Annotated in this window: 9 protein-coding genes and 1 pseudogene; 8 read left to right on the top strand and 2 right to left on the bottom strand. The window is 41.9% G+C overall.

Annotated features, from left to right (window positions below):
* Nucleotides 1-5: 5 nt before the first annotated feature.
* The 6 genes and pseudogenes from cydX (at nt 6) to fbaA (ending at nt 4,501) form a co-directional block, all read left to right on the top strand.
* Nucleotides 6-86 (top strand): cytochrome bd-I oxidase subunit CydX, encoded by an 81-nt coding sequence (gene cydX, locus BDD30_RS12695; RefSeq protein WP_071823676.1) that lies wholly within the window; start codon nt 6-8, stop codon nt 84-86.
* Nucleotides 87-395: 309 nt separating this feature from the next.
* A pseudogene (locus BDD30_RS12690) lies at nt 396-568 on the top strand (IS1-like element transposase); the annotation flags it as partial.
* Between the two features lie 50 nt (nt 569-618).
* Nucleotides 619-885: a transposase gene (locus BDD30_RS25060; RefSeq protein ID WP_197535165.1), complete on the top strand. Its 267-nt coding sequence runs from the start codon at nt 619-621 to the stop codon at nt 883-885.
* A 220-nt stretch (nt 886-1,105) separates the two neighbouring features.
* Complete coding sequence (gene epd / locus BDD30_RS12680) at nt 1,106-2,125, top strand: erythrose-4-phosphate dehydrogenase (protein WP_012777064.1); 1,020 nt, start codon at nt 1,106-1,108, stop codon at nt 2,123-2,125.
* An 82-nt stretch (nt 2,126-2,207) separates the two neighbouring features.
* Nucleotides 2,208-3,371, top strand: a complete 1,164-nt coding sequence (pgk, locus tag BDD30_RS12675; protein ID WP_012777065.1) for a phosphoglycerate kinase — start codon at nt 2,208-2,210, stop codon at nt 3,369-3,371.
* 53 nt (nt 3,372-3,424) lie between these two features.
* The gene (gene fbaA, locus BDD30_RS12670) at nt 3,425-4,501 is read left to right on the top strand and encodes a class II fructose-bisphosphate aldolase (RefSeq protein WP_012777066.1); all 1,077 of its coding nucleotides are present in this window, start codon (nt 3,425-3,427) and stop codon (nt 4,499-4,501) included.
* 162 nt (nt 4,502-4,663) lie between these two features.
* Here fbaA and BDD30_RS12665 read toward each other — a convergent pair whose 3' ends face one another.
* Nucleotides 4,664-7,447, bottom strand: a complete 2,784-nt coding sequence (locus BDD30_RS12665) for an RHS repeat domain-containing protein (protein WP_012777067.1) — start codon at nt 7,445-7,447, stop codon at nt 4,664-4,666.
* Between the two features lie 521 nt (nt 7,448-7,968).
* On the opposite strand from BDD30_RS12665, the gene BDD30_RS12660 reads away from it, so the two are divergent.
* Together BDD30_RS12660 and BDD30_RS12655 are read left to right on the top strand one after the other, a co-directional pair.
* Nucleotides 7,969-9,618, top strand: coding sequence for a condensation domain-containing protein (locus BDD30_RS12660; protein ID WP_012777068.1), 1,650 nt, complete (start codon nt 7,969-7,971; stop codon nt 9,616-9,618).
* An 83-nt stretch (nt 9,619-9,701) separates the two neighbouring features.
* Complete coding sequence (locus BDD30_RS12655) at nt 9,702-12,833, top strand: amino acid adenylation domain-containing protein (protein WP_012777069.1); 3,132 nt, start codon at nt 9,702-9,704, stop codon at nt 12,831-12,833.
* A gap of 64 nt (nt 12,834-12,897) precedes the next feature.
* On the opposite strand, the gene BDD30_RS12650 is transcribed toward BDD30_RS12655, so the two are convergent.
* Nucleotides 12,898-14,241 carry a condensation domain-containing protein gene (locus tag BDD30_RS12650; protein WP_012777070.1) on the bottom strand — a complete coding sequence of 448 codons (1,344 nt, stop codon included), beginning with the start codon at nt 14,239-14,241 and terminating at the stop codon, nt 12,898-12,900.
* Between the last annotated feature and the right edge of the window lie 138 nt (nt 14,242-14,379).

Raw genomic sequence — 14,379 nt, 5'->3', positions numbered from 1 at the left:
AGACTATGTGGTATTTTGCCTGGGTGCTTGGAACTCTGTTAGCGTGTGCTGTAGCTATTGTTGTAGCACTGGCAAGTGATGATTAATATATACCCTATGGATTTCAAGATGCATCGCGACGGCAAGGGAGTGAATCCCCGGGAGCATAGATAACTATGTGACCGGGGTGAGCGAGTGCCGCCAACAAAGAGGCAACTTGAAAGATGACGGGTATAACTCTGATAGGGTACTATTTCAGTGCCCTATTATTTACGAGAAATAGTTAATTTTTAATATGAATGCAATAGCACAAACACATTGTGGATTAGTAGAAATTAAATTTGAATACACGCACATGATAAAATATAAAAAGCAGAACCTGTGTTATTAGAATGCCAATCACTATCAACCTGATTGTTTTCCAGCTGACCTATACCTATGACGCCCGAAAACCTGGCGTTAAAGAGCAACTCGTTGAAATGGCACATAACGGCGCAGAAGTCAGGGATACAGCAAGAACGCTGAAGCTCGGCATAACACCGTCGTACGGGCGTTAAAAAACTCACACCCTGCAGGACTCTCAACATCAATCCACACTGATGGGCTCGTTTTTTGAAGGGGTAGCTTCGGCCGTATTACATTACAGTCAATCCGGTATTTTCTGCCTTACGGGGTATCCAGGGGTTGGAGCGTTTTCGGCGCAGAGGTTTATCGGCAGTCAGAGGGGAATTTACCTTGCACGCCATAGCCTATAACTTATCAAGGGCCGTTGCCCTGATATTATGGGTTATTTTTAGCCTGTTATGGGGTGTCAGTCCCAATAACAGGCCATCAATCTCTGTGGGTTTATTTTCAATGCCAGTCTTTTGCGGCACCCTATTTAGGGCGGGGAGGATGTCAACGTAATAAGTTTTATCAACTTGTGAATTGATTACTTTTTGCTATTGCGCTCAATTTCCTTTTCCCGTAATCTCATGGCCTTAATAGCTGAATCGTTTCATTTTGTTGTCTGAAGGCGTTTTGGGTGTCATTGTTTTAACAATTTTGTGATAAACAGTCGGTACATTAATGATTGAGTCGGTTATTCTAAGCGGTTGCGTGATAATTACTATTATTCGGGAGTAACATGACAATCAAGGTAGCAATAAACGGTTTTGGCAGGATAGGGCGCAGTGTCTTGCGTGCTCTTTATGAATCTGGTCGCCGGGCAGAAATAGCCATTATTGCTGTTAACGAGTTGGCAGATGCCGAAGGAATTGCTCACTTGCTGAAGTATGATTCCAGCCATGGCCGCTTTGCTTGGGATGTGCGTCTGAACAATGATTTGTTGCAGGTTGGTGACGATAATATTCGCTTGTTTCATCAACCAGATATATCGGCTCTACCCTGGCGAGAACTGGGGATTGATGTTGTCCTTGATTGCAGCGGGATTTATGGCAGCAGAGCTGATGGGGAAGCGCATCTTGTCAGTGGTGCAAAAAAAGTGCTGTTTTCTCATCCGGGGGGAAATGATTTAGACGCGACGGTGGTTTATGGTGTAAATCAGCACTTATTGACAACTGGGGATCGCATTGTATCCAATGCTTCCTGTACCACTAATTGTATTATTCCCATCATTAAATTATTGGATGATGCATTTGAAATTGAGTCCGGCACAGTGACAACAATTCATGCCTCAATGAATGACCAGCCAGTGATTGATGCCTATCATAAAGATTTACGGCGTACCCGGGCAGCCAGCCAATCTATTATTCCGGTGGATACTAAATTGGCGGTAGGGATAACTCGGATTTTTCCAAAATTCTGTGACCGCTTTGAAGCTATCTCAGTACGTGTACCAACGATTAACGTTACGGCTATCGATTTGAGTGTTACGGTAAAATCCCCAGTAAATGTTAGAAAAATCAATGAATTAATGCAGGAATCAGCAGCGACTTCATTTCGTGGTATAGTTGACTATACAGAATTGCCGTTAGTCTCAACAGATTTTAACCATGATCCCCACAGTGCGATTGTTGATGGCACACAAACGAGGGTCAGTGGTCAACATCTGATTAAAACACTGGTTTGGTGTGATAATGAGTGGGGCTTTGCTAACCGAATGTTGGATACAACGTTAGCGATGGCTGCTACCGGGTTTAAATGATCTGTTGCTGGCAGACGGTGCATAATAGATCTGCACACGGCATAAGATTAAATAATTTAGAGAATCAACGAGAGGATTCACCATGTCTGTAATTAAGATGACCGATTTAGATCTGGCGGGTAAGCGAGTTTTGATTCGTGCTGACCTGAACGTTCCGGTAAAGGATGGCAAAGTCACTTCTGACGCGCGTATTCGTGCTTCTTTGCCGACCATCGAAGCAGCATTAAAACAGGGTGCCAAAGTCATGGTCACTTCTCACCTTGGGCGCCCTACTGAAGGCGAATATAAGGAAGAATTCTCGCTGAAACCAGTAGTAGACTACCTGAAAGAGAAATTATCTTCTCCGGTTCGTCTGGAGAAAGAGTATCTGGAAGGGGTGAATATAGCAGAAGGTGAATTGGTTGTTCTGGAGAACGTTCGCTTTAATAAAGGTGAAAAGAAAGACGACGAAATACTGGCTAAAAAATACGCTTCCTTGTGTGATGTTTATGTCATGGACGCGTTTGGTACGGCTCATCGTGCTCAGGCTTCTACTCATGGTGTGGCTAAGTTTGCTCCTATTGCCTGCGCGGGTCCGTTGTTGTTCGCAGAACTTGAAGCCTTGGGTAAAGCATTAGATAAGCCAGCTCGTCCAATGGTTGCTATCGTTGGTGGCTCTAAAGTTTCAACTAAGTTGACTGTTCTGGACACGTTGTCAAAAATTGCTGATCAACTGATTGTGGGGGGCGGGATTGCGAATACTTTTGTTGCCGCAGAAGGCCATAATGTTGGTCGTTCCCTATATGAAGATGATCTGATCCCAGAAGCGAAAAAGCTGCTGACAAGTTGTGATATCCCGGTGCCGACGGATGTTCGGGTAGCGACAGAATTCTCTGAAACCGCAGAAGCAACCCTGAAATCTACCAGCGATATTAAAGATGATGAGCAAATCCTCGATCTGGGTGATGAATCTGCTCAACGTCTGGCGGAGATTTTGAAAAATGCCAAGACTATTCTGTGGAATGGCCCGGTTGGTGTATTTGAATTCCCTAATTTCCGTAAAGGAACTGAAATTGTAGCCCGCGCAATTGCTGATAGTGATGCATTCTCTATCGCAGGTGGCGGCGATACTCTAGCAGCGATCGACCTGTTCGGTATTGCTGACAAGATTTCTTACATCTCTACCGGTGGTGGGGCTTTCCTTGAATTTGTAGAAGGAAAAAAACTGCCTGCGGTTGTGATGCTGGAAGAACGTGCAAAACAGTAATTAAGTCATGACGGGCAGGTTTATCTGCCCGCTCCAAACAGGACCCACGTAACATGTCTAAAATTTTTGATTTCGTAAAACCGGGTGTCATCACTGGTGATGATGTTCAAAAAGTGTTCGCAATAGCCAAAGAAAACAACTTTGCGTTGCCAGCGGTAAACTGTGTAGGTACTGATTCAATCAACGCAGTTTTGGAAACTGCCGCAAAAGTTCGTTCTCCAATTATTATTCAGTTTTCTAACGGTGGTGCTGCTTTTATCGCCGGTAAAGGGTTGAAAGCTGAAGGCCAACAAGCGGCTATTCTGGGTTCAATTTCTGGGGCTCACCATGTTCATCAGATGGCTGAGCATTATGGTGTTCCTGTGATCCTGCATACTGACCACTGTGCACGTAAATTGCTGCCATGGATTGATGGTTTGTTAGATGCTGGTGAGAAGCATTATGCAGCGACCGGTAAGCCGTTGTTCTCTTCTCATATGATCGATTTGTCAGAAGAATCCCTGGAAGAAAATATTGAAATTTGCAGTAAGTATCTGGCTCGCATGGCAAAAATTGATATGACACTGGAAATCGAATTGGGTTGTACTGGTGGTGAGGAAGATGGTGTTGATAATAGCCATATGGACAGCTCTGCCCTATATACTCAACCGGAAGACGTTGCTTACGCTTATGAGAAGCTAAATGCTATCAGCCCACGTTTCACCATTGCGGCTTCTTTTGGTAATGTTCATGGTGTTTATAAGCCAGGTAACGTTAAGCTGACGCCAAAAATTCTGCGTAATTCTCAAGACTATGTTTCTGAAAAATTCAATTTGCCACACAATAGCCTGGATTTCGTTTTCCACGGCGGTTCTGGTTCTACAGCAGAAGAGATCAAAGAAGCTGTTAGCTACGGTGTCGTTAAAATGAATATCGATACTGACACGCAATGGGCGACTTGGGAAGGTATTCTGAACTACTACAAGAAGAACGAAGGCTATTTGCAAGGCCAGCTGGGTAACCCAGAAGGCGCAGATAAACCAAATAAGAAATTCTATGATCCGCGCGTATGGCTGCGTGCAGGCCAGGTTTCTATGACCACCCGTCTGGAACAGGCTTTCAAGGAATTAAATGCAGTTGATGTGTTGTAAGTGATTTGCTCCCGCCGCGACTATAGCGGGGGCTTTTTGCAACACGTATCCGCTATTTTGAAAAAATTCTATTGTGCGACAGAATGCTGTTTCTGAAACTGCCAGCCAGTTATTGATTTAACTGACTGGCATTAGTTGAGTATTTATTTTATTCGTATGGAATTATTCATTTTTGCCAAATATGATCTTTTGCCGGTTCTCTTTGTTAATTTGTTTAACTTGAGTTAATAAATCAGTTCTTGTGTTATGCGTAATTTCGCTTTTTTCAATATGCTTTTTCGCTACATCATTAACGTCGTTAACTGTTTTTCCTACCGAGCTTGCAACCCATGCTGCTTGTGCAATGGTTAATGGGATAGACGCAACAGGAAAAGCGATTTTGGCCGCAGTAATTGCAGCGTTACCTGCGAGAGCTATTGAGCCGCCAACGATGGCGGTATCCTCCATAACATCGACGGTTTTTTTAGCGGTTTCTGCAAGTTCTTTTACACCTTCAGGCGTTGTTGTACCCACTGTTACTAATGCCTTTGTAGCTTGTTTAAAGCGAGTGGGAATGTTTTCCTTGGCATCTTGTGCGGCATTACTCAACAAGCTCGTTTTATCCAACTGAGAAATATTACCCGTTTTAGAAAACTCATATAATGCTGCGATATTTCCTCCTTCATTCATTACTGATTCATGAGCGGGTAATTTGCCTTCAGCTGCATCTGAGAAGACTTTTCCTCTGCCAGAAAAGTTCTTTTTCACTGTATCAAGTAGACTAAAGTTTTGTTGCTTTTCGGCTGCTTTCAGATGTTGTGTATGAATTTTATTATTACCTACGCTTGAAATGGATTGTTGTTCAACGGCTGGTGTTTCTGGCGGTTTATTAGCATGTTTATAGGCTTCATAGCCAAGTCCACCGGCAGCGGCTATTGCTGAAGTAACTCCTTTGATCACCGCTTTAGAAAACATTAATCCATTATCATCAAATGCGGATATAGGATTATTCCTCACCATTCGATATAAATTTAATCCATCCACTGTCCCTGCTGGATCAGCACTTAACCACCGTCCTGCCCATGGCTGATAATATCGGTAGCCGTAATAATATAGCCCCGTTGCATCACGTTCTTTACCTGAATAACGAATGGTTTTATAACTGGTTTCTGTCTGATTGTTTGCCGCCCATAGTGCGGTACCACCGAATGGGTAGTACTCTTCCTGACTGATAATTTGTCCTTCGTGATCCAGTTCAAGCTGGCTGGAGCCGATAAGGTTGTCGTAGCTATAGCGCAGTTGATTGTTGCTGATGGCTTCTGGTTTACCATTTTCCCAATGTAGTACTCTGACCTGCGCATGACCGGCTTTACCGACTGTGATAACTTGCTGGTTTTCTGTTATGGTGGTGCTATTTTGTGTTATGCGGAGTTCCAATCCAGGTAGATAAGTGACTCGCTGTTGCTGGGTAGTATTCTGTGTTTGTTGCTCGCTCACTTTCAGTCGCCGAATCCCATCTCTGCCGTAGCGATACCATTCATTTCCTGTACCGTTGTTGACTTGTTGCAGCTCACCTTGTGGAGTCCAGACCAGAGTTTGTCCGGGCAACAGACTGGTTTGATGTCCACCAGCATCGAACAGTGTATCAACTTTATTTCGATCTGTAGTTAATGTGCTGAGAACCCCTCGATTGCTTCGATTTGATACCGTTATGTCCTTAGTGTAGCTATTTTGAGTGGCGGCTGAATGGTGTCGGATTTGCAGCAGATTGCCGCTGTGATCGTAGCTGTAGCTGCGGGTATAGTTAGTGTAGCTGTTGTTATCAGAGGGCAGAACCGGGGAGGGGAGCTGATGACTTTGCTGCCCAATATTTGCCATTTCACGCCCTGTCGCACTGATAAGTTGGTACAGGGAATCGTAGGTATAAGTGTTCTTTGGTACAACTTTTTGATTGCGCCAGAAGCGAGTGGCTTCTGCGTCATTATTGATACTGATTACGTTACCTACCGGGTCATATTCATAACGTAAATCTTGTAACACTTTGGTGTCTGACAGACGGCGGGTGGTGATACCAATAAGCCGTTGGGTTTCCGGTTCATAGGTGTATTCAGTGATAACGCCGTTACCGTGTTCTTCACGTAATTTTTGTCCGGCGGCGGAATAAGTTAGGGATTTAACGATAATCTGTTCGTTCTGGCCTTTGAGTGTTAACCAGCTACCTTTTAGTTGTCCAGCTACATCATAGGCCAAACGCTGGATATTCCCTGTTGCATCGGTTTGGGTCAATAAAGCGCCAGTAGCATCAGTTTTATTTTGAGTCGTGTAGATATCATTACTCAGTTTTTTCTGCCAAATACTTTGGTCTTCACCGGTCCAATCAGCTACTTGGCCATCGATTAATAACTGTTGAGATTGTGATGAAACTGCTCCAGTTAGAGAAAGGTTGTTCAGTTGGGTTAAACCTGCTGTGTCGTAGTGGTGAGTACACTGGCCAGAAAGGTTATTGTTTTTTTCTGTAGTTGTATTGCCTGCCCAGATCAGGCGCTCAATAATTTTCTCTTCTGTCTGTATTTGTTCGGTGATAGTGAGCAGACGACCGGGCAGCGTGTTGCCTTCGTAGTGATGATTATGGCGGGCACCTGTTGCATTGATGGTAAACACCGGGCGGCCTTCAATATCGTTGAGAGTGATAGTCTGACCAGCATCAACACTTTCTTCACGTAGAACATTGCCTGCCAGATTAAAGATACGCGTGAAGTTAGGGCCACTCTGGTCTTTATTTTTGCGTGGATCAGTACCTTTCACCTGAAACCCTTGAATATTGAACTCATAGAGAGTAATCAGCTCGTTACTGTTTTCATCAGCTTGAGTACGTAAGTATTCCAGAGTGCGTATATTCCTTCCTCTGTTATCTAATACATTGATTGATGGAGTTTTTTGAGAAATTGCGGAATGATAACTGCTCATATTTCAGTTCCTTTGTGCTGTTTAATCTGAGGGGAAGTTTAAGTCACGATAACAACAAAAAAAACTTATCATTAAATGGGCAAGGAAAGCGATTTGTTACTATATTATTAATGCAAACACGTTGTTACTTTTTAAGATTAAGTTGATAGGAGTTAAAGAGTCAGATCGTGATATGTATCCTGGCTGAAGTTGTTTGTCACTTTGTAGTGGCAGAAAGTCACTATATTCAGCCCTGATTATGGTGAAAAATATTAACTATATATCGAGGGCCGAATTTTTATAACTGACTTAATAAAATACTATCAATTTACATGATTCTTCCCATAAGGACTTGGCGCTCATAGAACCAGGCAGTTTTTACCTTTAGATTACTCTCAACATGATCAATAGGATCAATATTCAACATCAGGATAATTCATATTCATGTTGCTTTATTTATCAAATAATAATAATTTTTATTATCATTCTCATGTAATACGTATTCTTGTTGTCATTGATAATCTAAACTTTATGGAAACCAAATGAGAGAGCTAACGACCATGCAGGCCGCTTATTGGGTTGGCCGGCAATATGAACAGACGTTGGGTGGTGTTACCGCACATTTGTATGCAGAATTTGATGGTACGGGACTTGATCTTGAACGGCTGAAAATTGCTGTACAGTACCTCTTTGATATTCATCCGATGTTACGACTGCGCGTTACACCGGATGGCATGCAAACTATAGAAAGTCTGTCTTCCAATAACAAATTGCACATTGATGATGTCAGCATATATGACGAAAAAGGCATTGCTGATTTTTTGGAAAGGAAACGAAAAAGCAAAACTCACCAGAGACTGGATCTTGAACATGGTCAGCCTATCGATTTGAGTGTCACTCTTTTAAAGGATGGAGACTTTCGTTTGCATGTTGATCTGGACATGATTGCAGGTGATGCGCAAAGTTTTCGTATCCTCATGGAAGATCTAGCCCGATTTTATCACCAGCCTGAACATCAACCGAAAGAAGAAGGGCGCACTTATTTTCACTATTTAGAGCGGATGCAGGCTGATAAACTTTTATTGGCTTTACGTGAGCGTGATAAAAAGTGGTGGAGTACGCGTATTGCGCAAATTCCACAAGCCCCGAAGTTACCTCATATGCATCGCCATTTCCCAACGGGAGAATATTGTAGTGATCGATTAGCTGTTCAACTGACTAAAGAAGAAAAGCAATCGTTAAAGGCAACAGCTAAAGAATATCAGATTACGCTATCAACACTATTCCTATCTCTTTTCGCTTGTACGGTGGGGATTTGCACTCAGTCTGACAAGTTTAGATTAAATGTGCCTACGTTCCAGCGAGAATATTACCTCGGTGATGTAGACAAAATTGTTGGTGATTTTTCAGATTTATTTATTTTAAGTGTTGAATTACAGCGTCATGAGTCGATGGTTACGTTATGCCATCATTTTGCGGATCAAATCGCTTTACTCCTTTCTCACCGTGCTTACCCGGGAGTCAGCGTTATGCGAGATCTTTCCAGGTACCACGGTAACATGCAAATTTCGCCCATCGTTTTTACATCCGGTTTTGGTATCAGTGGCGATAATTTATTTTCCGAAAATGTAACCCGTGCTTTTGGTGAAATGACCTTTGTTATTTCGCAAGGGCCACAGGTTGCGTTGGATGTCCAGGTTGCGCCTTCTTATGAAGGAATTTTGGTTAATTGGGATGTTCGTCTGGATATTTTTCCTGAACCGTATATCCGCAGAATGTTTGATACATATCTCTCTTTGATTCGGATGATCATTCGTTCGCCTGAATTGATAAACCAGCCCTTGGATTATTTTTTCTCATCTCATTTTTCTGCTTTGCATCAGGATGTGGATACTGAAAAGGTGACCTCCTCTTGTGTTGAGAAAATGCTCATTCTTCTACTGTCTCGGCTGACGAATGAAGAAAATATCAACGCTAATACTTCTCTTTCTGCATTGGATATTGATGTTGATGTCGCGGAAGAATTAACGGCATTTATTAACAAATATATCCCACAGGCAGAGCTGATAATTGCAGATATTAAGACTCATCGAACATTAAATGCACTGGCGCAGACGATAACGTTGAGATCGCAGGGAATGGCTGAAAAGACGGCTGAGGCACTACTGAAAATCCTTAGCAGGCCGAAGTAATCTTTCTGTTTGAAGGGTGTTAAATATTTAGTTCGTTAACGTAGGTTTTGTTCTTTCTCATAATCAAAAATCGAGGGAATATCATGGATACCGCACTGACACCATTACAACGCGCGTACCTACTTGGCCGAAGTGAATTGCTACCATTGGGTGGTGTTGCCATGCATGATTTCAGGGAATTTAGAGGTAACATCGAGTTTTCTGTCATTAGGACTCGGCTAACCAGATTAGTACAGCAATATGATGCGTTACGTACCCATATAGATGAAAGTTCATTGGTGCAACATGTCTCCGATGCCATTATTCTGAATCTTGATGAAATTGATTTCACAGGTATCCCGCGTTCAGTGGCTTATCAAAAGATCGATGAGATGAGGCAGATGTATTCTCATAAAATCCACGATCTCTCTCGCTCTCCTTGGCATATTTGGGTCATTAAATTGGCAGAGCCAGAAGATGAGGATAATGACCATTTTACGACAATGGTGTTTGTGAGTTTTGACGCACTGATTTTGGATGGCAGTGCTATTTCTCTAATATTGTTTAAATTGTTTGAGGAAGAGGGGAATGAACAGAAAGGCGGTAGGCAAACGAGCAATATTGCTCACCTGCTTCCACAGCCTTCTATCTCGAAAAAACAAAGTGATGCTAAATATTGGTCGGAAAAACTGAAAGAATATCCTGGCCCGCCGACTTTGCCTTGGAAGAGACCACCAGAATCAATTAAATCCTCTCGTTACAGCAGGGAGACGGTCACCGTTCCCAGCGCAACATTGAGTCATTTATCTAAAATAGCTTCATCTTATGGCCTGTTTCAAAATACGATTTTATCCACGATTATCTTGGAAATAATGTCATTTTGGACACAAGATAGTACGTTATGTATCGGTGTTCCGGTTGCTATTCCCGGCCAGAAAATGCAGTTTAGTAATGAGTCTTCATTTATTGCTGCTTATTTTAAAAGAGACCAAGTGCCATTTTTGGAAAGAGCAAGTGCTTTTCAAAATGATATTTTTGCATCTTTGGAACATCGGGATTTTTCCGGTGTTGATATTAATAAGTTGATATTTAATCAACATCAGATAGGGTTAGCGTTACCCGTTGTATTAACGAATGGTTTGTCATGGAAAACACTATCTGCATCTAGCGATGTCTATTTTTATGATGGATTAACGCAGACGCCACAAGTTGCGATGGATATTCGTTTGTCCCTAGACCAGAATAAAAATCTGGTGTTATCCCTTGATTATGCGGAAAAAGCGCTAGAAAAAAATATCGTGCAGGATATTTTACAAACAATCACTCAGACAATAACGCTTATCTGCCATCAGGGAAATCTCATGGTGGATTTTTCTGAGGCGATTGAATATCACCATTATAAAGATAACGGTGATGATAGTGATTTCATTTGTTCAAATTTCCTAACTCGTATCGCAGATAACCTATTGGGGGGAAAATTAAAAAAATCCGCCATTATCTGTGGGGAGCGGCAAATTGCTTATTCTGAGTTGGGGGAATATGTTCAAAAGATAGTGAATAACCTGCATCGTTGTGGGATGCATAAAGGGAGTGTTGTTGCGATTTGTTTGCCTCGTAGTCCTGAGCACGTAATGGTGACAATCGCATGTGCGCTTTTGGGGATTATCTGGGTGCCGATTGATGTTAATTCCCCTTCTGAACGTTTGGAGTATTTGCTAACGAATTGCCATCCTGATCTCATTGTAAATACCGGAGAGTTGAATAGTGATAAAGCCATCACACTGGAGACACTACTCACATCGGTTTCTGAAAACGCTTTATTCTCCTTAGAGACGTTATCATCACTGAGTCATAGCATTGACCCCGCTTATTATCTGTATACCTCCGGAACAACAGGTAAACCCAAATGTGTTGTACTTAATAACAAAGCAACATCTAATGTTATCGAGCAAACGATGAATAAATGGGAGGTTAAACAGGATGATGTGTTTATTTCCGTTACGCCATTACATCATGATATGTCTGTTTTCGACCTTTTTGCATCACTGACTATCGGTGCAACACTGGTTATTCCTGAACCTCATGAAGAGAAAGATGCTATCCATTGGAATCGGCTGGTTTCGAAACACAAAGTTTCTATTTGGTGTTCAGTGCCTGCAATTTTGGAAATGTTAATTGCATGCCAAAAAGGAAGTTCTCTCTCTTCTCTCAGACTGATAGCGCAGGGTGGTGATTATATTAAGCCTATGGTCATCAAGGAAATTAGAACAACTTATCCTGATATCCGATTATTTTCTCTGGGGGGACCGACTGAAACGACAATTTGGAGTATATGGCATGAAATTACCTCAGAGGATGTTAGCCTTATTCCCTATGGTAAGCCCTTACCGGCGACTCAATATTTTATCTGTAATGATAGCCATGAACATTGTCCGGCGTTTGTAACTGGCCGGATTTATACTACGGGCGTTAATCTTGCTTTAGGTTATCTTGAAGGTGGTATTGTGGTGCAAAAAGATTTTGTTACTATCACTACGCCTAAAGGTGAACAGTTAAGAGCATTTAGAACAGGAGATCAGGGCTATTACCGAAAGGATGGCACAATTATTTTTGCTAGCAGAGTAAATGGTTATGTCAAAATTCGGGGGATTAGAGTGTCTCTGCCTGATATTGAAAGTGAGCTATGTAAGCATCCACAAATCAATAATATTGTGATCGTTGATTATCCAAATGAGCAAAATGGTGACGCAACGTTAGGCGCTATGTATACGACACTAAATAGTCGGGAAATTCCTGCTTCAGAATTACGGGATTTTTCTCACAAACTTTTACCTGTCTCTCATATACCAACACGTTTTGCTCATATCCAGGCATTTCCTTTGTCTGCAAACGGTAAAATAGATCGACATCAAATTAGGGCATTCTTTACGCAATCGAAGACAGATAATTTGGCTGATAACAAGTCCGTTATATCGGAGAGTCAAAGAGTCAATAACAGCGCAGAAGATGAATATTACCAATCAATCCTTGGCATTTATTTGCATGCCATTGGTGCTCAGAAGTTATCTGGTTTGAATGAAAATTCTGAGTTTTTAGCGCTGGGATTAAGACCTTCTCATCTCAAAGAAATCGCGTTGTGTCTCACTGAAAAATTTGGTGTTGCTCTGACGCCTCAGCTTTTAGTTAAATGCAGGAATGCCCGGCAGGTTTTCTCTTTGCTTTCACAAAGCATGTAACCTGTTTTTGCTAAAGAACCGGAGTCAGACTCCGGTTCTTTTATAGGTAAGTGATTTTTTTATTCTATGAATAAAGCGCTTTTATAGGCAGTGAAAGCCAGTTTCCTGTAAGTACTTTTTGTAGAAAATCAGTCAGGTTTTTCTGATGATTTTCAACCTCTTTTTTGCCAAACATTGATGAATCAGCATCAAGATCAACAACTAATTCCCCAGCATCGACTTTCCCGCGATAGATAATGTTAAAGCTAAAACAGTCGTAAAGCCCGCTGGTGAGTATGTGGCGTTTAGTCTGGCAATTGACAAAATGGGGAGAGTCAAAAGGTAATACATTAATAAGTGGAGAAAATAAATAACGGGTATCTTGAGGTAAGTTATGATCTAAAAAGATTTGTTCGATACGATATCTGGCATGAGTCCGTTGAGTATGAAGTGCATTGATCGTTTTTTTCAAAAAGGTTTCTAATGTCTCATTCGGGTTGGCGTTTATCAATAAGGGAAGAATATTCGTCATTAATGCCGGTGTATTGGTTCTGAAACGGGTTCGGCGATTCATATAGGGTAACCATAACGGCATTGAATATTCACCATTTTGTGTCTGTGTAGAGAAATGGTGAAGTAGGTAGATGCTTGAAAGTGCCACTAACAGATCAGGCCAGGCGATCCCTATATTTGCCGATAAACGCGTTAAACCTGTGGCAATATCTTCGGAGAGCGTGCAACTGGCGTAATGGTGTTTGGTACTATAATCGGCACGGGCGATATCCATGGTTGTAAGGAGCGTGGATGAAAGGTAATTTTGCCAGTACAAGCGATCCTTTTCGTATTGCTCACTGTTGCAGTACTCTTGTTCTTCAGTGAGGTAGCTGCTGAGTGAATGAAAGGAAGTATCAGAATTGGTTTTCTTACCAAGATAGTATGAATAGAAATGCGCACAATGATGTTCAATAAGTGCCATACCAAATCCATCAAGAAGAATATGGTGAGCGCGGTTGTACCAGAGATAATGAGACTCACTTAATTTGAATAGCCACTGAGCGGATAGCGGTTGAGTTAATAAATTCAGCGGAGATTCCACATCGGCCCGCATAAGTTGTAACGCTGTTTGGAAGGCATCGGGTTGCGTCTGTAAGTCGATGAATTTTAGCTGTGGTGTGGTGGCTTGATTCGGTTGTTGTGAAGGGAACCGCTCTTCTTTGAGGAGCTGAAAACGAATAGAGAGTACATCTGTTTCACTAATCATCATCGTTATTGCTTTGCAAAGTGCTTCCTGATCGACATTACCTTGAATATCCAGATAGTGGGCGACAGTCGAAACAACTTTTTCAGAATGCAGGCTGAACTCGTGCCAGTAATATTGTTGTGCCTGTGTCAATGGCATCCAGCTAGAAGTTTGAGTGATATTTAGCATTGGATAAACCTTATGAATTCATCATAGAAAATAGAATAAAAAAATGGATAAAACTCTCTTCTATGCTTGTGATAGGTGTTTACGCAATGTTGAGCCACGATATTCCCATCTGAACAAGCTTTCCTTAGTTAATGCAGA

This window comes from Photorhabdus asymbiotica (assembly GCF_003634575.1).
GTDB classification, from domain to species: domain Bacteria; phylum Pseudomonadota; class Gammaproteobacteria; order Enterobacterales; family Enterobacteriaceae; genus Photorhabdus; species Photorhabdus asymbiotica.
Note: the sequence above shows the minus strand (reverse complement) of the source record. Positions and strands in the feature narration are given on the sequence as shown.